21 protein-coding genes are annotated in these 18,878 nt (G+C 61.7%); 10 read left to right on the top strand and 11 right to left on the bottom strand.

Features of this window, described 5'->3' with window-relative positions:
- Positions 1-17: 17 nt before the first annotated feature.
- From AC58NV_RS15995 to AC58NV_RS15985, 3 genes are read right to left on the bottom strand one after another with little or no spacing between them, the layout of a single operon-like run.
- Entirely contained in the window at positions 18-206 is a 189-nt protein-coding gene (locus AC58NV_RS15995; RefSeq protein ID WP_039184767.1) for a Trm112 family protein, read from the bottom strand.
- The gene (locus AC58NV_RS15990; protein WP_366662679.1) at positions 203-847 is read right to left on the bottom strand and encodes an LON peptidase substrate-binding domain-containing protein; all 645 of its coding nucleotides are present in this window, start codon (positions 845-847) and stop codon (positions 203-205) included. Before AC58NV_RS15990 ends, AC58NV_RS15995 begins: the two co-directional genes overlap by 4 nt.
- 27 nt (positions 848-874) lie before the next feature.
- Positions 875-1,801 (bottom strand): tetratricopeptide repeat protein, encoded by a 927-nt coding sequence (locus tag AC58NV_RS15985; RefSeq protein WP_497228000.1) that lies wholly within the window; start codon positions 1,799-1,801, stop codon positions 875-877.
- 74 nt (positions 1,802-1,875) lie between these two features.
- Between AC58NV_RS15985 and AC58NV_RS15980 the strand changes: the two genes are divergently transcribed.
- A complete protein-coding gene (locus AC58NV_RS15980) occupies positions 1,876-2,397 on the top strand; it encodes a DUF6653 family protein (RefSeq protein ID WP_497227999.1) in 522 nt (173 codons plus the stop codon).
- 95 nt (positions 2,398-2,492) lie between these two features.
- Here the strand turns inward: AC58NV_RS15980 and xth are convergent, their stop codons facing one another.
- Together xth and AC58NV_RS15970 are read right to left on the bottom strand one after the other, a co-directional pair.
- The gene (gene xth, locus AC58NV_RS15975) at positions 2,493-3,281 is read right to left on the bottom strand and encodes an exodeoxyribonuclease III (protein ID WP_497227998.1); all 789 of its coding nucleotides are present in this window, start codon (positions 3,279-3,281) and stop codon (positions 2,493-2,495) included.
- Positions 3,282-3,520: 239 nt separating this feature from the next.
- Entirely contained in the window at positions 3,521-4,207 is a 687-nt protein-coding gene (locus tag AC58NV_RS15970; protein ID WP_019297625.1) for a response regulator transcription factor, read from the bottom strand.
- Positions 4,208-4,379: 172 nt separating this feature from the next.
- On the opposite strand from AC58NV_RS15970, the gene ribA reads away from it, so the two are divergent.
- Both ribA and AC58NV_RS15960 read left to right on the top strand, forming a co-directional pair.
- Positions 4,380-5,468, top strand: coding sequence for a GTP cyclohydrolase II (gene ribA, locus AC58NV_RS15965; protein ID WP_497227997.1), 1,089 nt, complete (start codon positions 4,380-4,382; stop codon positions 5,466-5,468).
- Positions 5,468-5,977: a L,D-transpeptidase family protein gene (locus AC58NV_RS15960; protein ID WP_497228156.1), complete on the top strand. Its 510-nt coding sequence runs from the start codon at positions 5,468-5,470 to the stop codon at positions 5,975-5,977. The genes ribA and AC58NV_RS15960 overlap by 1 nt, the downstream gene beginning before the upstream one ends.
- A gap of 55 nt (positions 5,978-6,032) precedes the next feature.
- Here AC58NV_RS15960 and AC58NV_RS15955 read toward each other — a convergent pair whose 3' ends face one another.
- Entirely contained in the window at positions 6,033-6,683 is a 651-nt protein-coding gene (locus tag AC58NV_RS15955; RefSeq protein ID WP_497227996.1) for a YggS family pyridoxal phosphate-dependent enzyme, read from the bottom strand.
- A 123-nt stretch (positions 6,684-6,806) separates the two neighbouring features.
- Positions 6,807-7,835: a porin gene (locus tag AC58NV_RS15950; RefSeq protein ID WP_497227995.1), complete on the bottom strand. Its 1,029-nt coding sequence runs from the start codon at positions 7,833-7,835 to the stop codon at positions 6,807-6,809.
- Between the two features lie 332 nt (positions 7,836-8,167).
- Between AC58NV_RS15950 and AC58NV_RS15945 the strand changes: the two genes are divergently transcribed.
- The 5 genes from AC58NV_RS15945 (at position 8,168) to AC58NV_RS15925 (ending at position 13,535) form a co-directional block, all read left to right on the top strand.
- Positions 8,168-8,650, top strand: a complete 483-nt coding sequence (locus AC58NV_RS15945; RefSeq protein WP_497227994.1) for a DUF3576 domain-containing protein — start codon at positions 8,168-8,170, stop codon at positions 8,648-8,650.
- 88 nt (positions 8,651-8,738) lie between these two features.
- The gene (gene leuS, locus AC58NV_RS15940; protein WP_497227993.1) at positions 8,739-11,315 is read left to right on the top strand and encodes a leucine--tRNA ligase; all 2,577 of its coding nucleotides are present in this window, start codon (positions 8,739-8,741) and stop codon (positions 11,313-11,315) included.
- A gap of 12 nt (positions 11,316-11,327) precedes the next feature.
- Positions 11,328-11,843 carry an LPS assembly lipoprotein LptE gene (gene lptE, locus AC58NV_RS15935; RefSeq protein WP_497227992.1) on the top strand — a complete coding sequence of 172 codons (516 nt, stop codon included), beginning with the start codon at positions 11,328-11,330 and terminating at the stop codon, positions 11,841-11,843.
- Positions 11,840-12,868: a DNA polymerase III subunit delta gene (gene holA, locus AC58NV_RS15930; protein ID WP_497227991.1), complete on the top strand. Its 1,029-nt coding sequence runs from the start codon at positions 11,840-11,842 to the stop codon at positions 12,866-12,868. Before lptE ends, holA begins: the two co-directional genes overlap by 4 nt.
- A gap of 76 nt (positions 12,869-12,944) precedes the next feature.
- A complete protein-coding gene (locus AC58NV_RS15925; RefSeq protein ID WP_497227990.1) occupies positions 12,945-13,535 on the top strand; it encodes a glutathione S-transferase family protein in 591 nt (196 codons plus the stop codon).
- On the opposite strand, the gene AC58NV_RS15920 is transcribed toward AC58NV_RS15925, so the two are convergent.
- Positions 13,508-14,707 carry a TIGR03862 family flavoprotein gene (locus AC58NV_RS15920; RefSeq protein WP_497227989.1) on the bottom strand — a complete coding sequence of 400 codons (1,200 nt, stop codon included), beginning with the start codon at positions 14,705-14,707 and terminating at the stop codon, positions 13,508-13,510. The genes AC58NV_RS15925 and AC58NV_RS15920 overlap by 28 nt on opposite strands.
- Before the next feature lie 68 nt (positions 14,708-14,775).
- On the opposite strand from AC58NV_RS15920, the gene AC58NV_RS15915 reads away from it, so the two are divergent.
- Entirely contained in the window at positions 14,776-15,069 is a 294-nt protein-coding gene (locus AC58NV_RS15915) for an HNH endonuclease (RefSeq protein WP_497227988.1), read from the top strand.
- Here AC58NV_RS15915 and AC58NV_RS15910 read toward each other — a convergent pair.
- From AC58NV_RS15910 to AC58NV_RS15900, 3 genes are read right to left on the bottom strand one after another with little or no spacing between them, the layout of a single operon-like run.
- Positions 15,066-15,752, bottom strand: a complete 687-nt coding sequence (locus AC58NV_RS15910) for a VOC family protein (protein WP_497227987.1) — start codon at positions 15,750-15,752, stop codon at positions 15,066-15,068. The genes AC58NV_RS15915 and AC58NV_RS15910 overlap by 4 nt on opposite strands.
- Positions 15,749-16,360: an enoyl-CoA hydratase/isomerase family protein gene (locus AC58NV_RS15905; RefSeq protein ID WP_497227986.1), complete on the bottom strand. Its 612-nt coding sequence runs from the start codon at positions 16,358-16,360 to the stop codon at positions 15,749-15,751. Before AC58NV_RS15905 ends, AC58NV_RS15910 begins: the two co-directional genes overlap by 4 nt.
- Positions 16,357-17,106, bottom strand: coding sequence for an SDR family oxidoreductase (locus AC58NV_RS15900; RefSeq protein ID WP_497227985.1), 750 nt, complete (start codon positions 17,104-17,106; stop codon positions 16,357-16,359). Before AC58NV_RS15900 ends, AC58NV_RS15905 begins: the two co-directional genes overlap by 4 nt.
- Positions 17,107-17,241: 135 nt before the next feature.
- On the opposite strand from AC58NV_RS15900, the gene AC58NV_RS15895 reads away from it, so the two are divergent.
- Positions 17,242-18,765, top strand: coding sequence for a DUF2125 domain-containing protein (locus AC58NV_RS15895; protein WP_497227984.1), 1,524 nt, complete (start codon positions 17,242-17,244; stop codon positions 18,763-18,765).
- Positions 18,766-18,878 lie beyond the last annotated feature (113 nt).

Below are 18,878 nucleotides of genomic sequence, written 5' to 3'. Positions count from 1 at the left end.
AGGCGCCGCTGGCCGGATCAGTCTAGCTCGCGTGCCTCATCCACCAGCATCACCGGGATGCCGTTGCGGATCGGGAAGGCCAGATTGGCCGCGCGCGAAACCAGTTCCTGCGCCTGGGCATCATATTCCAGCACCGTCTGGGTCAGCGGGCAAACCAGTGCTTCCAGCATCCGCCGGTCAAAGGCTGGCGCCTGTGTCTCGGTCATTGCAGGGTTTCCTCCTGAGAGCCGCCGCGCAGGGCAAACTCGATCAAAGTGACAAGCGTTTCCCGCCTTGTGGCAAGGCAAGGCGCCTCAAGCAAGGCCTGTTTGTCCTCCGGGTCGAATTCCAGCAGCATCGCCAAAGAGTTGATTAGCAGTTCGTCGTCCGCCTCTTTCAGCGCCTCCCAGTCGGTTGACAGGCTGCGCGCGGAAAAGAAGCGCTCCAGCAGATCCAGGAAAGAAGGGCGATCCAGGGTTTCGTCCGCTTCGCAGCGGCCCAGATCCCTTTCAAACCCCGCCCAGCTGACATCACAGCGCCGGTAAGGCGTAAACCCATTAGCCTCGCGGGTGATTCGGAAGCGGGACACGCCTGACAACGTGATGAGGTACCGCCCGTCCTCGGTTTCGGAAAACTGGGTGACACGCCCAGCGCAGCCAATGCTGTGCAGGTCCTCTCCATTGCCATGCGGTGCCGGGCAGGGCTGCACCATGCCGATCAGGCGCTGGCGTGTTTTCAACGTGTCCTCAAGCATTTGCAGATAGCGCGGCTCAAAGATATGCAGCGGCAGGCGCGACCGGGGCAGCAGTAAAGCCCCGGGCAAGGGAAACACGGCAATCGTGTCCGGCAGATCGGCAGGCTGGATCATGGGACAGAGTGTAGTGCTGCCACGGTCCTAGGCAAATATCATCGAGCTGAGTTTGCGGCGTCCGTTCAGAACCACCGGGTCATTCGGTTTCAGCGCGTCGAAGATGGTGAACAGCTGAGTTTTGGCGGCGCCGTCGTTCCACTCCCGGTCGCGGCGGAACAGCTCCAGCAACTCACACACCGCGGCCTCAGCATCGCCGGCCGCGTGCAGTGCCTGCGCCAAGTCGAAGCGTGCCTGGTGATCATCCGGGCTGGCGTCCACTGCGGCGCGCAGCTCTGCCACCGGACCGGCATTTTCCGCCTGCCGCGCGAGGGCGATCTGTGCGTGAACTGCTTCAATCTCTGCCGCGCTGGAAATCTCCGCTGGCGCGCCATTCAGAACCGCCTCGGCTTGGTCCAAATCACCAAGCGCGATATGGGCCCGGGCAAGCCCGCCATAGGCGGCGGCATTCTTGTCATCCTCGCCCAGGATCGCGGCGAAGGTCTGGGCCGCGTCAGCAACTGCGCCTTCGGCCAGCATCTGCTCTGCCGCTTCCAGCGCTTCTCCCAGGCCGCCATCGGCTGTGCCGCCTGCCGCTTCGATCACCTTATTCACGAAGGCATCGATTTCCGATGCAGGCAGGGCGCCCTGGAACATGTCGACCGGACGCCCCTGCACAAAGGCCACAACAGTCGGAATCGACTGAAGCGGCAAGCCCTGCTGGGCCAGCGCCTGCGCCAAGCGCTGGTTTTCATCCACGTTGATCTTGGCCATTGTGGCCGCGCCCTTGGCCCTGGTAACAGCCGCCTCCAGCATCGGACCCAAGGTCTTGCACGGGCCGCACCAGGGCGCCCAGAAGTCCACGATTACCGGCGCCTTCATGGATGCATCGACAACATCCTGCATGAAGGTGGCTTCGGTCACGTCTTTGATCAGGTCGTCCGCCGGTGCGGAACTGCCAAGAATTTCACTCATCAGATTGTTCTCCGTTAGGAACTTGCCCCCTATATGGAATCCTGCGCGCTGGAAACCAAGAGAGGAGTTTGCCAATGTCCTGTCGCCGGTTCGATCTCTTCGCCGCGTCAGAGCACCTGATGAAGATGGACGACGACGCTTGGGCGCGGCACGCAAACCCACGGAGCGTTTTCAGCCGGATGTCAGTGCTGCCGCTGATGACCCTGGCGATCTGGTCCCGGGTCTGGCTGGGTTGGATTGCGCTGCTGCCGGTTCTGCTGGTGCTGGCATGGACCTGGTGGAACCCGCGCGCCTTTGCGCGTCCTGCCAGTACGGACACCTGGGCCTCGCGCGGCACGTTTGGAGAAAGGGTATTTCTGAACCGGGCGCAGGTTCCTATTCCCCGGCATCACGAGCAATGGGCAAAGGGCCTCGCCTGGGTCTCGGCCGTTGGTGTGATTCCCTGGGTTCACGGCCTGTGGGCATTGAACCCGGGGACCACCCTGGCCGGGCTTATCCTGATGATCGGCGGCAAGCTGTGGTTCGTCGACCGGATGGCCTGGCTTTATCAGGACATGAAGGACAAACACCCCGGCTACGCCGACTGGCTGCGCTAACGCGCGGGGTGCCGCGCGGCAGCGCAGTACCATGCCCAACTGAGCAAGAACATCCGGTGGATGTTCAAGATCAGGCGGGAGCGCTCCGTCTTCAGTTAAAGATCAAAGGTCGCGAACACCGGCGCGTGGTCGCTGGGCTTCTCCCAGCCGCGGGCATCGCGGAGGATTCGGCTGGAGTGGGCCGCATTCCTGATGTCAGGCGTTGCCCAGACATGATCCAGGCGGCGCCCCTTGTCGGCAGCATCCCAATCCTTGGCCCGATAGCTCCACCAGCTGTAAAGGTGGCCCTCCGGGATATCGGTGCGGGTCACATCGGACCAGTTGCCCGCCTCCATCACCTCCGCGAAATGCTCCACCTCAACCGGCGTATGGCTGACGACCTTCAGCAGTTTCTTGTGATCCCACACGTCGTCTTCGCGCGGTGCAATATTGAGATCGCCGACCAGGATAGACTTCTCCTGTTTTTCCGCATGGAACCAGTCGCGCATGTCCTTCAGGTAATCCAGTTTTTGGCCGAATTTCTCGTTCTGCTCCCGATCTGGCACATCGCCGCCCGCAGGCACATAAAAATTGTGGATAACCACCCCGTTCTCCAGCCGCCCCGCGACGTGGCGGGCGTGACCGAGCCCGGCAAAATCCTTGTCGCCAACATCTTCGATCGGCAGCCGCGACAGGATCGCAACGCCATTGTAACCCTTCTGGCCGCGGGCAATCATGTGCGTGTAACCCAGCGCCGCAAAACCCTCCATCGGGATCTTCTCCACCGGGCTCTTGCATTCCTGCAGGCAGAGAATGTCCGGCCCTTCCTCCTGCAACAGCTTCTGCACGATCGGCTCGCGCAGGCGGACGGAGTTGATATTCCAGGTGGCAAGGGAAAATGGCATCGCGCGCCTCGTCGTGTAATCCGGGTTCGGTGGCGATACTGCCTGCGTGGGCCAGAAAGTGCCAGAGACGTTTTCGCGTGTTCGCGTGCCGGGTAAACAACAGGGGAAAAAAGGCCGGGCACTCGGCCCGGCCAAGTCCAACAGGGAGGTGCATATCTTAACCCGGATATGCGCGGGTTCAGGATCATTCTAAAGATGAACCTTAGGTCCCTCTTTGATCTGGCTCAACGCCATCTGCATCAGGCGACCAGCCTGTACCCACCCGATTCCGTCACCAGCAGGCGTGCATTTGAAGGATCGGGTTCGATTTTCTGCCGCAAGCGGTAGATGTGGGTCTCCAGAGTGTGGGTGGTTACCCCAGCGTTATAGCCCCAGACCTCATGCAGCAGCACATCGCGTGGCACCACACCGTCGCTGGACCGGTACAGAAATTTGAGGATATTGGTTTCTTTCTCAGTGAGCCTGATCTTGCGCTCATCCTCGGTAATCAGGAGCTTCATCGACGGCTTAAAAGTATAGGGTCCAAGCGCAAAGACGGCATCCTCTGATTGCTCGTGCTGCCGAAGCTGGGCACGAATTCTGGCCAGAAGCACCGGAAACTTGAAAGGCTTGGAGACATAGTCATTCGCACCGGCATCCAGACCCAGGATCGTGTCCGCATCGGTATCGTGGCCGGTCAGCATCAAAATCGGCGCCTTTACCCCCTGCTTGCGCATCAGACGGCACAATTCGCGCCCGTCGGTATCAGGCAGGCCGACGTCCAGGATGATCAGGTCATACAGGGCCTCCTTGGCGCGTTCCATCGCGCTTTGACCATTCTCTGCCTCGAACACGTCGAAGTCCTCGGTCATCACCAGTTGCTCGCTCAAGGCCTCGCGCAGATCCTCATCATCATCAACCAGCAGAATTTTCTTCAGTTGCGCCATCGGCTAACCCTCCTGTTCTCCTGACCACACATGCGTATCCCTTGCGCTCGCGGCAAGATTTGCTGCAAAACTCTCACGCCGACGTGTCCATGGCATGGAAATTGTTTCACATCCGTTGCATTTAGGCGTAAAGACAGCAAGCTTTGTTACAAAATAACATCGGATGCAGTGCATGAGCCTGATGCCCACCATGATCGAACTTCTGGCCCGCGCCCGGGTCGATCTGCGTATGGGCCTGCCGGTTGTGCTGACCCGCGGAGGTGAGGCCGCGCTGGCAATAGCTGTGGAGGCGCTGACTGAAACCCGTCTTTCGGACATGCGGTCACTGGGACCGTTGTCTCTGGCGTTGACGGCCCGCCGCGCGGAAACGCTGAAGGCGCGGGTATATGATGAAGATACCGCCCGTGTGGCAGTTCCTGATTTCGAAGAACTGAACTGGATTAAAGCCCTGGCAGATCCGGCAGATGATTTGAACACACCAATGAAGGGCCCTCTGTCCAGCATGCGCGGCGGGAGTGCGGACCTCCACAGGCTTGCCATTGCGCTGGTAAAGTCCGCCCGCATGCTGCCCTCTGCAGTACTTGTACCCGTCAGCGATCCATCTGCATTTGCTGCATCCCAGGGCCTGACCCTCATTTCGCGCAGCGCAGCAGAACCTCTTCTGAGCGAAAGCTCTCCACTGCACCCCGTTGCAGCCGCGCGCCTGCCGATGACGGCCGCCGAAGCCGGCCGGCTCCACATTTACCGCCCTGAAGATGGCGCAGAGGAGCACTATGCGGTTGAAATAGGCCGCCCTGACCGCAACAAGCCGGTGCTCGCCCGGCTGCATTCCGCCTGCTTCACTGGTGACGTGCTGGGCTCGCTCAAATGCGACTGCGGCCCGCAGTTGCAGGGCGCGCTGGCGCAGATGGGGGCAGAGGGCGCAGGCGTTCTACTGTACCTCAACCAAGAGGGGCGCGGCATCGGCCTTGCCAACAAGATGCGGGCCTATTCGCTTCAGGACCAGGGCTTTGACACGGTGGAAGCCAACCACCGGCTGGGGTTTGAGGATGACGAGCGGGATTTCCGCCTGGGCGCGGCGATCCTGCAGAAAATGGGCTTTTCGCAGGTGCGGCTGCTGACTAATAACCCCAACAAGATCGCGATGATGGAGAAGACCGGCATCCAGGTGGCTGAAAGGGTCCCGCTCAAAGTGGGTGAAAATACCCACAACCAGCATTACCTGGCCACCAAGGCCCGAAAGTCCGGGCACATACTGTGATCACGCCCTCGGATCTGGTCCTGACCCCGGCCGGAGTCCGGCTTATGGGCCGCCTGCTGCCCTGCACCATCGGAACAGGCGGGCTGTCCAGCGATAAGCGTGAAGGTGATGGAGCCACCCCGGTTGGCATTCACCGTATTGCAGGGATGCTCTACCGGCCGGACCGCCTGCCCCGCCCGGCGGCTTGGGCTGAGCCAATCGGTCCGCGGGATCTCTGGTCAGATGATGCAAGCCACAACTGCTACAACCATCGCGTTCGGACACCTTATGGGTTTAGCCATGAAAGGCTGCGCCGCGCAGACCCGCTTTATGACCTTGTGCTGATCACTGACTGGAATTGGCCCAACGCCACTCCCGGCAAGGGGTCTGCCATTTTCATCCACCAGTGGCGCCGTCCGGGCTATCCCACCGAAGGCTGCATTGCCTTCTCCAGGTCAGACCTGCACTGGCTTGCTGCCCGTGTGCAAATTGGCACGCGGGTTATTGTTCCCGAACTGGCTGCTGCCTGAGGCCAGCAAGACTTTTTGAAAAGTCTTGGCAAAAGTATTCCAAAACTTTTGCGCCTCAGTACGTGCGGTCGCCGAAAATTGCCGATCCGACCCGTACGTGCGTCGCGCCAAGGGCGATCGCTTTCTCAAAGTCCCCACTCATCCCCATGGACAGGCCTTGCAAACCATTCCGCTCGGCGATCTTGGCCAGCAGCGCGAAATGCAAGCTCGGTTCCTCATCCACCGGCGGGATGCACATCAGGCCCTTCACAGGCAATTCCAGCTTTCTGCACTCGGCTATGAAGGCATCCGCGTCAGACGGCATCACACCTGCCTTTTGCTCTTCTTCACCGGTGTTCACCTGCACAAACAACTCCGGGCATTTCCCCAGCTCCTGCGCCAGCCGGGCGATCGTATTGGCCAGCTTGGGTCGGTCCACCGAATGGATGCTGTTGAACAGCTCCATTGCCTGGCGCGTCTTGTTGGTTTGCAAGGGGCCGATCAGGTGCAAGTCGATGCCGTCAAACTGCTCAGAGAAACCAGGCCATTTGCCTGCCGCCTCCTGAACTTTATTCTCTCCAAAGCAGCGGTGGCCCTCCTGAAGCACCGCCTGAACACGTTCGTTCGGCTGCACCTTGGACACCGCAATCAGCTGCACGCTGCCCGGTTCGCGGCCGGCCTGCGCTTCAGCCTTGGCAATCCTGGATTTGATCTCTTCAAGCGGCATGGGTCCGGCCTCATCACTGTTTGGCCGCAAAAAACACTGTTTGCCGGGAAATGTTAAGGGGCAAAAGAAAAGGGCGGGCCCCGAAGGAACCCGCCCCGAAAGTCACGCTAGGCGTGCTTCAGCTTAGAAGCTGAAGTGCAGACCTGCCTGAACGGAGTTTTCGTTGTCGTCTGCGTGCGAGCTCACAGCACCAGCAACGAAGGTCACGCCGCCGCCCAGGTCATACTCGTAGTTGATGCCGAAGGCGGTGCCGTCACGGCCAGCTGCGGTGTTCTGATCAGCAGAGTTCACCCATGCAACGATGGTGGAAGCCGCGCCGATTTCAACGTCACCCGCCAGGGTGATGGAATCGCTTGCGTCGGTGGTACCGTAGGACAGGGTTGCACCGAACTGACCGAAGTCACCGCCGACTGCGAAGAAGCCCAGCTCATCGTTGGCAGTCACGTTCGAGTCCTGGTAAGCACCAGTCACGAAGTAGTCGCCGAAGGAGTAGGACAGCATGATTGCGGTACGCTCTTCACCTTCCGAAGCAGCAACTGCCGGGCTGATCACGCCGTCGGTTGCATCGGTGTCTGCTGCAACTGCAACAGTGTCGTTCTGCTTCGAGTAGGAGATGTGACCGGTGAAGCCGCCTGCGGAGTAGATCGCTTCAACACCGTTGCGGCCAGCGCCTGCGGAGGTGAAGGTGTCCCAGTTGAAGCCGTTGCCGATGGCCAGGGAGTTGAAGCCCATGCCGTCGATGCCGGTGCCCACGGAGGTGGTGTTCAGGTACAGGCCCGGTGCGGAGTCGATCGCGCCCCAGATGTTACCAACGTTCACACGCAGGCCACCGTATGCAACGTGGAACTGCGGTGCGGACCAGTTGGCAACGCCTGCGGTGCCGTCACGGCTTTCGGCCTGTGCACGGATGCGGCCACCAACGGTCACGCCGCCGTCGGTTTCGGTCGACGCGTCAAAGGTCAGACGGAAACGGCTGGTGATGGAAGTTTCTTCAGCATCGGAGCCGGTATCACCAGGTGCAGTAGTCGGCGCACCGTCGTTTGCCTGGTTCCAGTCCAGGCCAAAACGGCCGTAGCCGGAAATTTTGACTTCTGCCGCGGCCATGCCTGCGGTGGCGATCAGCGCGGTGGTCGCGAAGAGAACCTTTTTCATGTTTTTCCCTCGGTTTTCTATTCCTCAGCCCAAACCGGGGAATCCGGCGTGGGTATGCCAAGGGGTTTCGCTCTTTCACCCCCGTTTTGGCAAGACTTGGGAAAGGCAGGTGAACCGATGCGATCCTGGATGGTGCAGCTTTGCCACAGTCCGGTCGGTAGGGGCACCCGAACCGGTCGGTAGGGGCACCCGAAACACGTCGGATATGCCAATTAATAGTCCAGTCTCTCCGGAAATACCTCACAGAGGCAGAGTCATAGAAGCCAAAGCCCTTGCTCCGCCAGCGCGGCTTGCGTTAGGTGTTCGCGCAGAAAATGGCTCCGGGAGCGGTTATGAAATACGGAAAGACTCTGCGGGTAACAGTGATCGGCGCGGTATGTCTCAGCCTTGCGGCTTGCGGCGGCCGGGGCGGCGATGCGCCTGCTAGCACTGCACGCACAACCAGCCACAAGGAAGAAGTACAGGGCGCAGCGACCAAGTCCTCTGTATTTGATTTCCTGAACGCCAAGCCGGACCAGACCGTGCAGGTGAACCGTTACCTGTGGACGGCCAGCCTGGATGTGCTGAGCTTCCTGCCGGTGCAGTCAGTGGACCCCTTCACCGGAGTCATTGTGACGGGCTATGGCACCCCGCCCGGCGGCGGCCGCGCCTACCGGGCAACAATTCATATCAAGGATCCGGCCTTGGACGCACGTTCTTTGAACGTCGCCCTGCAATCCAAGGGCGGCCCAGTCAGTGCCAGCACCACCCGCGCGGTTGAAGACGCGATTCTCTCGCGTGCGCGCCAAATGCGGATCGCTGACGGAAAACTCTGACCCGCTGCCCTCTGGAATCATCAGCCAAACCCCACTATCAAAAGCGCCGGGCCACCTGCCCGGCGTTTTCATGCAAAGGACCGCTCTGATGCCGCGTTACATAGCTCCTGAAATCGAAGCACGATGGCAGAAGGCCTGGGACGAAGCCGGAATTTTCCAGGCCAAGCGTACCGGCGACAAGCCCAAGTATTATGTGCTGGAGATGTTTCCTTATCCGTCGGGCAAGCTGCACATGGGCCATGTGCGCAACTACACGATGGGCGACGTGATCGCGCGCTACAAGTTGTCCACCGGCCATAACGTGCTGCATCCTATGGGTTTTGACGCCTTCGGCATGCCCGCCGAAAACGCCGCGATGGCTTCGGGCGGACACCCCAAGGATTGGACTTACTCGAACATCGACACCATGGTCGAACAGATGAAGCCGCTGGGGCTGTCGCTGGACTGGTCACGCATGTTCGCGACCTGTGACCCTGAGTATTACGGCCAGCAGCAGGCGCTGTTCCTGGATTTCCTGGAAAAAGGCCTGGTCTACCGCAAGAACGCGGTGGTGAACTGGGACCCGGTCGACATGACCGTGCTGGCCAACGAGCAGGTCGAAAACGGCCGCGGCTGGCGCTCCGGCGCGCTGGTGGAGCGGCGCGAGCTGACGCAGTGGTTCTTCAAGATCTCGGATATGTCCGAGGAGCTGTTGTCGGCGCTGGACACCCTTGAGAATTGGCCCGCCAAGGTCCGCCTGATGCAGGAGAACTGGATCGGCAAGTCACGCGGGCTGCAGTTCTCGTTTGAACGCACGGACGGCGGCGAGGCGATCGAGGTCTATACCACCCGCCCCGACACGTTGAATGGCGCGTCTTTTGTCGGCATCTCGCCTGACCACCCGATTGCGAAAGGCTTGGAAGCCGAATCGGCAGAAGTTGCGGCATTTGTCGCCGAATGCCGCAAGGGCGGCACCACCGAGGAAGCCATCGAGACGGCTGAAAAGCTGGGCTATGACACCGGCATCCGGGTGAAGCACCCGCTGAACCCCGAGTGGGAGCTGCCGGTCTGGATCGCCAACTTCATCCTGATGGACTACGGCACCGGCGCGATTTTTGCCTGCCCGGCGCACGACCAGCGCGACCTCGACTTCTGCCGCAAGTATGATCTGCCGGTCACCGACACCTTCTTTGCGCTGGACAATGACACTCCGGTGGCCAACGAGGCATTTGTCCCACCGAAGACCGAGAAAGTCCGCTGGGTCGATCACTTTGCCGGGCTGACCGAGGCCACCGGCGAGGAAGCCATCAACGCCACCGTCGATTTCGCGGAGAAGGCCGGCTGGGGCCAGGGCGTCACCAAATACCGCCTGCGTGATTGGGGCCTGAGCCGCCAGCGCTACTGGGGCTGCCCGATTCCGGTGGTGCATTGCGAAGACTGCGGCGTGGTGCCGGAGAAGAAAGAGAACCTGCCGATCGCCCTGCCCTATGACGAAGACGGCAAAGCCATCGACTTCTCAGTGCCGGGCAACCCGCTGGACCGCCACCCCAGCTGGCGCAACTGTGCCTGCCCGTCCTGCGGCAAGCCGGCACAGCGCGAAACCGACACCATGGACACCTTTGTTGATTCGTCCTGGTATTTCGCCCGGTTCACCGCCCCGCGCGCCGAAACCCCGACCGATCTGGCCGAGGCCGAATACTGGATGAACGTCGATCAGTATATCGGCGGCATCGAGCACGCGATTCTGCACCTGCTCTATTCGCGGTTCTTTGCCCGCGCGATGCAAATCTGCGGCCATCTGCCAGAGAAATCGGCGGAACCGTTTGATGCGCTGTTCACCCAAGGCATGGTGACCCACGCGATCTACAAGACCACCGGCGACAATCACCGCCCGGTCTATCACTACCCCGAGGAAGTGGAGCTGCGCGACGGCAAGGGCTTCCTGCAGGACGGCACCGAGGTGGAGATCATCCCCTCGGCCAAGATGTCCAAGTCCAAGAACAACGTGGTGGACCCGCTGCACATCATCTCGTCCTTCGGCGCCGACACAGCCCGCTGGTTCGTGCTGTCCGATTCGCCGCCCGAGCGCGATGTGGAATGGACGGCAGCGGGCGCCGAAGCCGCCTATAAACACCTGAACCGGGTCTGGAACCTGTGCGACCGGATCGGCGAGATGGACCCCGAGGCCGCTGGCCAGGGTGACGAGGATCTGCTGCGCGAGATGCACAAATGCATCCGCGACGTGACCCTGGGTGTCGATTCCTTTGGCTTCAATGCGGCGATTGCCAAGCTTTACGCCTTCACCAACACGCTCGCCAAATCCAAGGCCAGCGCCAAGGTGCAGAAACAGGCGATCATGACCCTGGCGCAGCTGATGGCACCGATGACCCCGCACCTGGCCGAGGACATCTGGAGCCACCAGGGCGGCGAAGGCCTGATTGCCACCGCCCTCTGGCCGGTTGCGGATGAGGCAATGCTGGTCGAAAGTTCTGTGACACTCCCTATTCAGATCAATGGGAAAAGGAGATCGGAAGAGGTTGTTCCCGTTGACGCATCTCAAGCAGAAATTGAAAACATTGTATCCGCGAATACGGCAGTGCAATCTGCTTTGACATCGGTCGACGCTTCAGAGTGGAAAAAGTTGATCTATGTTCCAAATCGCATCGTCAACGTGATTATCAAATAGGCCGGATTGTGAATGTCGTTGCTTAACCGCAGAACCCTGCTGCTGGCCCTGCCCCTGGTGGCAGCGGCCTGCGGCTTTACCCCGGTCTACGCCCCTGGCGGCACCGGGTCCGCGCTGCATGGCCGGATCGAGGTGCAGGCGCCGGAAAAGATCAAGGGCGCCAGCGGCACCGATGCCTATTTCCTGGTGCAGAACCTGGAACAGCGCCTGGGCCGCGGCGGCAGCGCAGCCTACAAGCTGGACCTGACGCTCAGCACCCAGGAAGAGGGCCAGGCGATCACCGCCGGCAATGAGATCACCCGCTATTCGGTGATTGGAACCGCTGACTACTCCCTAACGAGATTTTCAGATGGTAATATCGCCTCTAGCGGCACCGTGCGGAACTTCACCGGCTATTCTGCTACCGGTTCCACCGTGGAAACACTGGCAGGCGAACGTGACGCGCATGAGCGGCTGATGGTGATTCTGGCAGACCAGATCACCGCACAGATACTGGCAACTGCGGACCTTTCCGCTCAGGCAGAATGAAGCTTTCCCCACGCGAAGCTGAAGGCTATTTTGCCAAGCCCGACCCGGGCAAGACCGGCATTCTGATCTATGGCGCCGATGCAATGCGCGTGTCCTTGAAGCGCCAGCAGGTGCTGGCGGCGTTGCTTGGCCCTGGTGCCGAAGAAGAAATGAGACTGACCCGCCTGCCCGGCAGCGACCTGCGCAAAGATCCGGCGCAATTGCTGGACGCGGTCAAGGCGGTCGGGTTCTTTCCCGGTGTCCGTGCGGTGTTTGTCGAAGGCGCAAATGACACAGCCACTCCGGCAATCACTACAGCGCTTGAGGAATGGCAGCCCGGCGATGCGCAGATCGTGGTCACAGCAGGCCAACTGAAAGCCTCCTCCAAACTGCGCAAGGCTTTTGAGGGCCACAGCAATGCCTATGCGGTTGGCATTTACGACGACCCGCCCTCGCGTGCCGAGATCGAACGGGTTCTGGGCGAGGCAGGTATCCGCGAAGTGCCCGGCGACAGCATGTCGGCACTGACGGATATTGCCAATGACATCGGCCCAGGCGACTTCTCCCGCATGATCGAAAAGCTGGCGCTATATAAACACGGCGACAGCAGCCCTCTGTCGCTGGAGGATATCGGCGCCGTTGCACCGCAATCGACCGAAGCCGCGCTGGATGACGTTCTCAACGTAGTGGCCGAGGGGCGCAGTGCCGAAATTGGCCCGCTGATCCGCCGCCTGCAGGCGCAAGGCACCAATGCGGTGACGCTGTGCATCGGTGCAACACGGCATTTCCGCACCCTCTACACCATCGCCTCCGCTCCGGGCGGCCCTGCCCAGGGCATCGGCCAGCTGCGCCCGCCGCTTTACGGCAAGCGCCGCGACCGGATGCTGCGCCAGGCGCAGAACTGGGGCGCGAACCGGCTGGAAACCGCGCTGACCATCATCACCGACACTGATCTGGCATTGCGCTCTGCCGGCCAGACAGCGCCGGCTCTGGCGCTGATGGAACGCGCCCTGATCCGGCTGGCCATGCTGGGCCGTGCCCGCTGAACTGGCTACGCACCGTCCCGCTTGATCCGCCTTCGCTGGCTGCCCATCTTAGCAGCACAAGAACAGGAGAAAGACGATGTATACCGTCACCGGCATTCCGCTGACCCGCACCTTCCGGGTGCTTTGGGCGCTTGAAGAGCTTGGCGAACCATACGAGCTCGACCAGCACGGCCCCCGCAGTCCGGAAGTTCAGGCGCTCAATGTCTCGGGCAAGGTGCCGGTGCTGCAGGTGGAGGGCGAGGTCATCACCGATTCGACCGCCATCCTCACCTATCTGGCTGACAAGCACAGCGCCCTGACCGCGCCCGCCGGAACGGTGGCGCGCGCCAAGCAGGACGCGATCACCCATCTGCTGCTCGACGAGATCGACGCCGTCCTGTGGGCTGCGGCCCGCCACAGCTTCATCCTGCCGGAAGAGCAGCGTGTGCCGGAGGTGAAAGGCAGCCTGAAATGGGAATTCGGCCACAATCTGGCGCGTCTCGAAAGCAAGATGGCTGGTCCCTTCCTGATGGGAGAAGTGTTCACCATTGCAGATATCATCTGCACACACTGCCTGAATTGGGCCCGCAGTGCCAAGTTTTCGGTCGAAGGCGAGAAAATTCAGGATTACGGCAAGCGGATGCGGGAGCGCGCGGCTTATCAGCGGGTTGCAGAACTCGCCAAGTAATCTGCCGCCGCCCGTCCGGCCCAGCGCCCGGTGGCAAGGCAGGCGGTCAGCAGGTAGCCGCCCGTCGGCGCCTCCCAATCCAACATTTCTCCGGCGCAAAATGTTCCGGGGAACTGTTTCAGCATCAGGTTATCGTTCACCGCATCCCGGCGGACACCACCTGTGGTGGAAATCGCCTCGTCCATCGGGCGCAGCCCCGCGTGGTTCACTGGCAGCGCCTTGACCAGCTGTGCAAGGGCCTGCGCATCCTGCGGCAGCGGGTGTCCGAATTCCTGCAGTACAGCCGTCCGCGTGGGTCCCAGCTTCAGCACCTTTCGCAAATGGTTGGAAAAACTCGCCTTTCCGCGCGGGCGGGACAGGCGGCGGGCAATCTCCGCCGCCTCAAGTTCCGGCAGCAGGTCCATATGCAGAACAGCGCCATCCCGTACCGCCGCACAGACAGTATAGATGCCGCCGCCCTCAAGCCCGCGTTCCGAAATGACCGCTTCTCCGCGCGTTGCCAGGCTGCCAGCGCGCAGCGCAATGCCCTTCAGCGGCTGCCCGAACTGAGGTCCCATATGGTCGGACCATTCCACCAGCAGACCCGCATTGGCCGGCTGGAATGGCGAGAGGTCCACACCCCTTTCACGTAAAAACGGCGCCCAGGCCCCGTCAGAACCCAGCCGCGCCCAGCTGGCACCGCCCAGCGCCAGGACCACGGACGCGGCCTCTATCCGTCGCGGCCCTTCGGGCGTTTCAAAGGCAAGCGCGGTATCTTCCCAGCCGGTCCAGCGCCAGCGGGTGCGGATCTGAACTCCGTACCCATCCAGCCGCGCCAGCCAGGCGCGCAGCAGCGGCGAGGCTTTCATCACCGTGGGAAACACCCGCCCCGTCGAGCCGGTGAACAACTCGCTTCCCAGCCCGTGCGCCCAGTCCTGCACCGCCTGCGCATCAAAGGCGCGGATCATCGGGGCCAGCCAGTCCGCCGCGCCGCCATAGTGCGTGATCAGCTGCTCAAACGGTTCATCCTTGGTCAGGTTCAGGCCGGACTTGCCCGCCATCAGGAACTTGCGCGCCACCGACGGCTTGGCCTCGATCACCAGCACCTGGCGCCCGGTGCGGCCCAGCTCCTCTGCGGCCATCAGCCCAGCAGGCCCGGCGCCGATCACCACTGCGTCCCACGTTTCCGTCATGCCATCCCCTTGCCAGCGCCTGCCGCCAGCGTGTCTATTCACCGCACGAAACCGCAAAAGGCCCGCACATGTCCGATCCGGTCTGCCCGCTTTGCGGCCGTCCCATTCCCGATGGCGTGCCACAAAGCCTGCACCATCTGATCCCAAAACTGAAAGGAGGCAAGGGCGGGCCGACCGTGCTGCTGCACGACATCTGCCACCGCGAGATCCACGCAACGCTGACCGAGGCGGAACTGGCCCGCGAATTCAGCACCCCTGAGGCGCTGAAAACGCACCCGCGCCTGGCCAAGTTCATTGCCTGGGTACAGAAACGCCCGCCGGAGTTCCGCTCCCGCGTGCCCGGCAAGCGGCGCAAGCGCTAGCTGATCTCCAGGCCCAGGAAGGCCGGGCTGTCGCGCAACTCCGCACCGGCGATATGTTGGAATTCCAGTGCCGTGTACGGGCGCCGCCACAACCATTGCCGGTTCGTGACGGCCTGCAAGTCCGGGTCCGGCGGTGTTTCGTCCGTATAGGCCAGGAAATGCAGGTCAAAGCCGAACTCCGCCACTTTCTGGACTGACAGCAGCGTCATGTCCGCGCGCATGGCCAGCTCCGCCGCAATGTCACCGGTGCGTAAGGTGATCTGCCCCAGATGCGCCCCGCCGCCCAGCGGCAGCGCAGGATCACCCGCCCCATCCAGCCGGTCACCCTGAAAGTCATGCTGCAGCAGTTCGATGGCAAAGCCTTCGGGATCATGCAGATGCGCCATATAGCCGATGTCGCGGAACTGATGCGGGGCAGATACCTCCACGCCTTTCTGCCGCAGATGTTCACAGGCGATGTCCAGGTTGGGCAGGCAGATGCCAATCTTCCAATACCGCTCGTCACGGAAATGCTGCAACAAGCGGCCGCCCGGCTGCAGGATCAGATCTGCGTCCTGCCCCGCATAGCCCGCACGCCAGGTGCCGTCATCGGACCGCGCTGCCATGCCCAGCACATCTGAATAGAACCGGGTAAGCCGTTCGGGATCCTCCACCTGCAGCTGCACACCGGACAGCCGCTTCACCGGCACATCCTCAGGATCCCGGCGGCAATCTCCGGCTTGGCCTCCAGCGAATGGGCCAGCAGTTCCTGTGCGGTGCCCATCAGCTCCTCCGGTTCCACGATGCGGTCCACAAGACCGTAATCATAGGCCTCCTGCGCGGTGATCTTCTGCCCCGCCGCCAGGATCATCTTGGTGCGTGCAGGCCCGATCAGCGCCGCCATGCGGCCAGCGTCCGACGGCTGCGGCAGGTAACCGAGCTTCATCACCGGATAGAAGAACTTGGCCGATGGCACCGCAATGCGGATATCGCAGGCCAGCACCATGCCGTTGGCTCCGCCCGCCAAGGTGCCGTTGAGTGCGGCCACCTTCAGGCAGGGCACAGCAGCCATTGCCGCCGACAGCCGCTCCCACACAGGTGAGGTCGCCAGCCCCGCCCGCGCCTCGTCCAGGTCGGCACCGGCGCTGAAGACCTTGCCGGTGCCGGTCAGGATCAGCCCGCGTGCCTCCTGCGCACGTTCGGCGATCTCTGCCAGCTCGGTCAGCATCGCCTCAGTCAGAGAATTGGCCTTGTCCGGACGGTTGACCGTGATGGTCCACAGACCACTATCCGCAATATCCAGCCCGATCATGCCAGCCCGACCCGCTGACGGATGCTGTCCTCGCGCAGGGAGACTTCCTCTCCGACATAGTCGTCCGCGTTGGCCGTGCACATCCACAAGAGCGTCCGCGCGGGCCATTCGGCGGGAATGTGGTCTTCCCACTCCAACTCGCTCACCGGGTTGATGCCGCTGGCCTTGATCTCGCGCTGCATCTGGGTTGCCACCGTTCCGGGCGACAGACCCATGGCGCGGATGCCGTTGCTGCGCTCTTCCAGATCCAGGGCGGAGGTCAGCATCGCCGCGCCCGCCTTGGAAGTGCAATAAGCGCTCCAGCCCTCCAGCGGCCGGTGCGCCGCGCCGGAACTGACGGTGATGATGGTGCCGCCGCCTGCCGGTTTCATCAGCGGCAATGCCGCCCGCATCCCGTTGAAAACGCCTTTGACGTTGATATCGATCAGCTTGCCCCAGTCTTCGGGCTGCGCCGCCTCCAACCAGGCAATAGGCTCGATCACCCCGGCGTTATTGATCAGGACATCCAAGCTGCCGAATTTCTGGTGCGCATCGGACAGGGCCGCCTCGACCGCGGCATAGTCAGCCACGTCACAGGCGAAGGTCAGCACGTTTCCGCCAATCTCCGCCGCCAGTTCCTGCAGCGCCTCCCCGTTCCTCGCCATCAAGGCCAGGTTGGCCCCGGCAGCGGCAAACACCCGGGCTGCATCCGCGCCAATGCCGCGGCTGGCCCCTGTAATTGCAACTGTTTTTCCATTGAAATCCATCCGCTGTCCCTCCAATTGGCTGCTGACCCAAGTGGTAAAGCGGTTACGGGGAACGGTCCAGCCCAAGGCCCCCTTGACGGCACCGCCCGCCGGGCCGACGATGATTTCAATTATCTCACAGAGAAAGGTTCTCTAATGTCCGTAATTTTTGCGCGCGGCGGGGCCGCAGCGGCAATTTTGGTTGTTTCCGCCCAGGGCGCTCTGGCCGATCTCAGCGCTCAGGACGTCTGGGCCGACTGGAAGGCCTATCTGACCAGCACCGGCTACACCGTATCCGGCACTGAATCCGTTTCCGGCAGCACTCTGACCGTTTCCGATGTGTCGATGGCCATGCCGATTCCCGAAGAGGACGGCTCCGGCACCATCAGCTTCCCGGAAGTCCAGTTCATTGAGAACGGCGACGGCACTGTCAACGTGCTGCTGCCTGCCGAGTTCCCTATGGGCTTTGAGTTCTCCGGCGACGGCGAGACCTTTGCAGGCAAGCTGATCTATTCCCACGACGGCTCCCCGATGAAAGTGGCAGGTGATGCCGAGAACATGAGCTATGATTACAGCTCCTCCAAGGTGACCCTGACGCTGGATGAGCTGTCCGCGGACGGCGAGCCTGTGCCCGCGGAAGTGGCGAAAGTTCAAGTTGTGGTGAACGATGTGGCCACCAAAAGCACCATGAAGGCCGCCGATGGACGCAGCTACGACCAGACGATGACCGCCTCCAGCCTCAGCTATGATATGGGCTTCAATGATCCTGAAGGCGACGGCACGGGCGCCTTCAAAGGCGCCCTGCAAGGCCTGAGCTTCTCTGGCACTGGTACCGTTCCCGAAGGGCTCGAAAGTCCGGACATGGCCGCGCTGCTGGAGGCTGGATTTGCCTTTGACGGCACCTTCACATTTACCGGCGGCAATGGCTCGATCTCCGGTGTGGACGGCAGCGAAAGCTTTGCCATGGAAAGCAGCTCCCAGGGTGGCGCTTTCAAGGTTTCGATGGACAAGAAGCACCTGACCTACGACGTGTCTCAGGTTGCAACCAATGTGAATATCTCCGGCTCCGAAATCCCCTTCCCGCTCGCGCTCAGCATGGCGGAGACAGGATTCAAGCTGATGATGCCGCTGGCAAAGTCCGAGGAGGAACAGGACTTTGCCCTGGGTGTCACTCTGCGCGACTTTGCAGTTCCGGAAATGCTCTGGGGCATGGTCGACCCGACCGGCCAATTGCCGCACGACCCGGCCACCGTTATTCTGGACCTGGCCGGTAAGGGCAAGGTCCTCTTTGACCTGTTCGACCCGGAAGCCATGGAAGCCGTGGAAAGGGGTGAGGAGCAGCCGGGCGAGCTGAACGCACTGACCGTGAAGCAGCTGCAAGTCTCCGCTGCGGGTGCCGAGCTGACCGGAACCGGCGATTTCACCTTCAACAATGAAGATCTCACCAGCTTTGACGGCATGCCGGCACCCGCGGGCGAAGCCAACCTCAAACTGGTAGGTGCCAACACCCTGATCGACAAGCTGATCGGCATGGGCCTGATGTCCGACAGCGACGCCATGGGTGCGCGGATGATGATGGGCATGCTGGCGGTTCCGGGCGAAGGCGAGGACACCCTGACCTCCAAGATTGAAGTCACCGAAGACGGCCAGGTGCTCGCCAACGGCCAGCGCATCAAGTAACCGTCAGATCCTGGACGGGATCTGTAAAGGGGCTGCCGCGCGCAGCCCCTTTTTTACGGCCCGCACTTGCGGCACGCGGCTTCACTGGATAGCTCTTTTATAGAGCAGAACAG

This window comes from Leisingera sp. ANG49 (genome assembly GCF_059694505.1).
The sequence above is the reverse complement of the archived record's forward strand: the minus strand, read 5'-3'. Positions and strand labels throughout refer to the sequence as shown.

What these genes read in the sequence shown, in the direction of transcription:
- AC58NV_RS15945 (WP_497227994.1), top strand. Translation starts at nt 8,168, where the DNA reads ATGAAATACGGAAAGACTCTGCGGGTAACAGTGATCGGCGCGGTATGT.
- AC58NV_RS15990 (WP_366662679.1), bottom strand. Translation starts at nt 847, where the DNA reads ATGATCCAGCCTGCCGATCTGCCGGACACGATTGCCGTGTTTCCCTTG.
- AC58NV_RS15950 (WP_497227995.1), bottom strand. Translation starts at nt 7,835, where the DNA reads ATGAAAAAGGTTCTCTTCGCGACCACCGCGCTGATCGCCACCGCAGGC.
- xth (WP_497227998.1), bottom strand. Translation starts at nt 3,281, where the DNA reads ATGCCATTTTCCCTTGCCACCTGGAATATCAACTCCGTCCGCCTGCGC.
- AC58NV_RS15905 (WP_497227986.1), bottom strand. Translation starts at nt 16,360, where the DNA reads ATGATCGGGCTGGATATTGCGGATAGTGGTCTGTGGACCATCACGGTC.
- AC58NV_RS15925 (WP_497227990.1), top strand. Translation starts at nt 12,945, where the DNA reads ATGTATACCGTCACCGGCATTCCGCTGACCCGCACCTTCCGGGTGCTT.
- holA (WP_497227991.1), top strand. Translation starts at nt 11,840, where the DNA reads ATGAAGCTTTCCCCACGCGAAGCTGAAGGCTATTTTGCCAAGCCCGAC.
- lptE (WP_497227992.1), top strand. Translation starts at nt 11,328, where the DNA reads ATGTCGTTGCTTAACCGCAGAACCCTGCTGCTGGCCCTGCCCCTGGTG.
- AC58NV_RS15920 (WP_497227989.1), bottom strand. Translation starts at nt 14,707, where the DNA reads ATGACGGAAACGTGGGACGCAGTGGTGATCGGCGCCGGGCCTGCTGGG.
- AC58NV_RS15985 (WP_497228000.1), bottom strand. Translation starts at nt 1,801, where the DNA reads ATGAGTGAAATTCTTGGCAGTTCCGCACCGGCGGACGACCTGATCAAA.
- ribA (WP_497227997.1), top strand. Translation starts at nt 4,380, where the DNA reads ATGAGCCTGATGCCCACCATGATCGAACTTCTGGCCCGCGCCCGGGTC.
- AC58NV_RS15895 (WP_497227984.1), top strand. Translation starts at nt 17,242, where the DNA reads ATGTCCGTAATTTTTGCGCGCGGCGGGGCCGCAGCGGCAATTTTGGTT.
- AC58NV_RS15915 (WP_497227988.1), top strand. Translation starts at nt 14,776, where the DNA reads ATGTCCGATCCGGTCTGCCCGCTTTGCGGCCGTCCCATTCCCGATGGC.
- AC58NV_RS15995 (WP_039184767.1), bottom strand. Translation starts at nt 206, where the DNA reads ATGACCGAGACACAGGCGCCAGCCTTTGACCGGCGGATGCTGGAAGCA.
- leuS (WP_497227993.1), top strand. Translation starts at nt 8,739, where the DNA reads ATGCCGCGTTACATAGCTCCTGAAATCGAAGCACGATGGCAGAAGGCC.
- AC58NV_RS15980 (WP_497227999.1), top strand. Translation starts at nt 1,876, where the DNA reads ATGTCCTGTCGCCGGTTCGATCTCTTCGCCGCGTCAGAGCACCTGATG.
- AC58NV_RS15970 (WP_019297625.1), bottom strand. Translation starts at nt 4,207, where the DNA reads ATGGCGCAACTGAAGAAAATTCTGCTGGTTGATGATGATGAGGATCTG.
- AC58NV_RS15955 (WP_497227996.1), bottom strand. Translation starts at nt 6,683, where the DNA reads ATGCCGCTTGAAGAGATCAAATCCAGGATTGCCAAGGCTGAAGCGCAG.
- AC58NV_RS15900 (WP_497227985.1), bottom strand. Translation starts at nt 17,106, where the DNA reads ATGGATTTCAATGGAAAAACAGTTGCAATTACAGGGGCCAGCCGCGGC.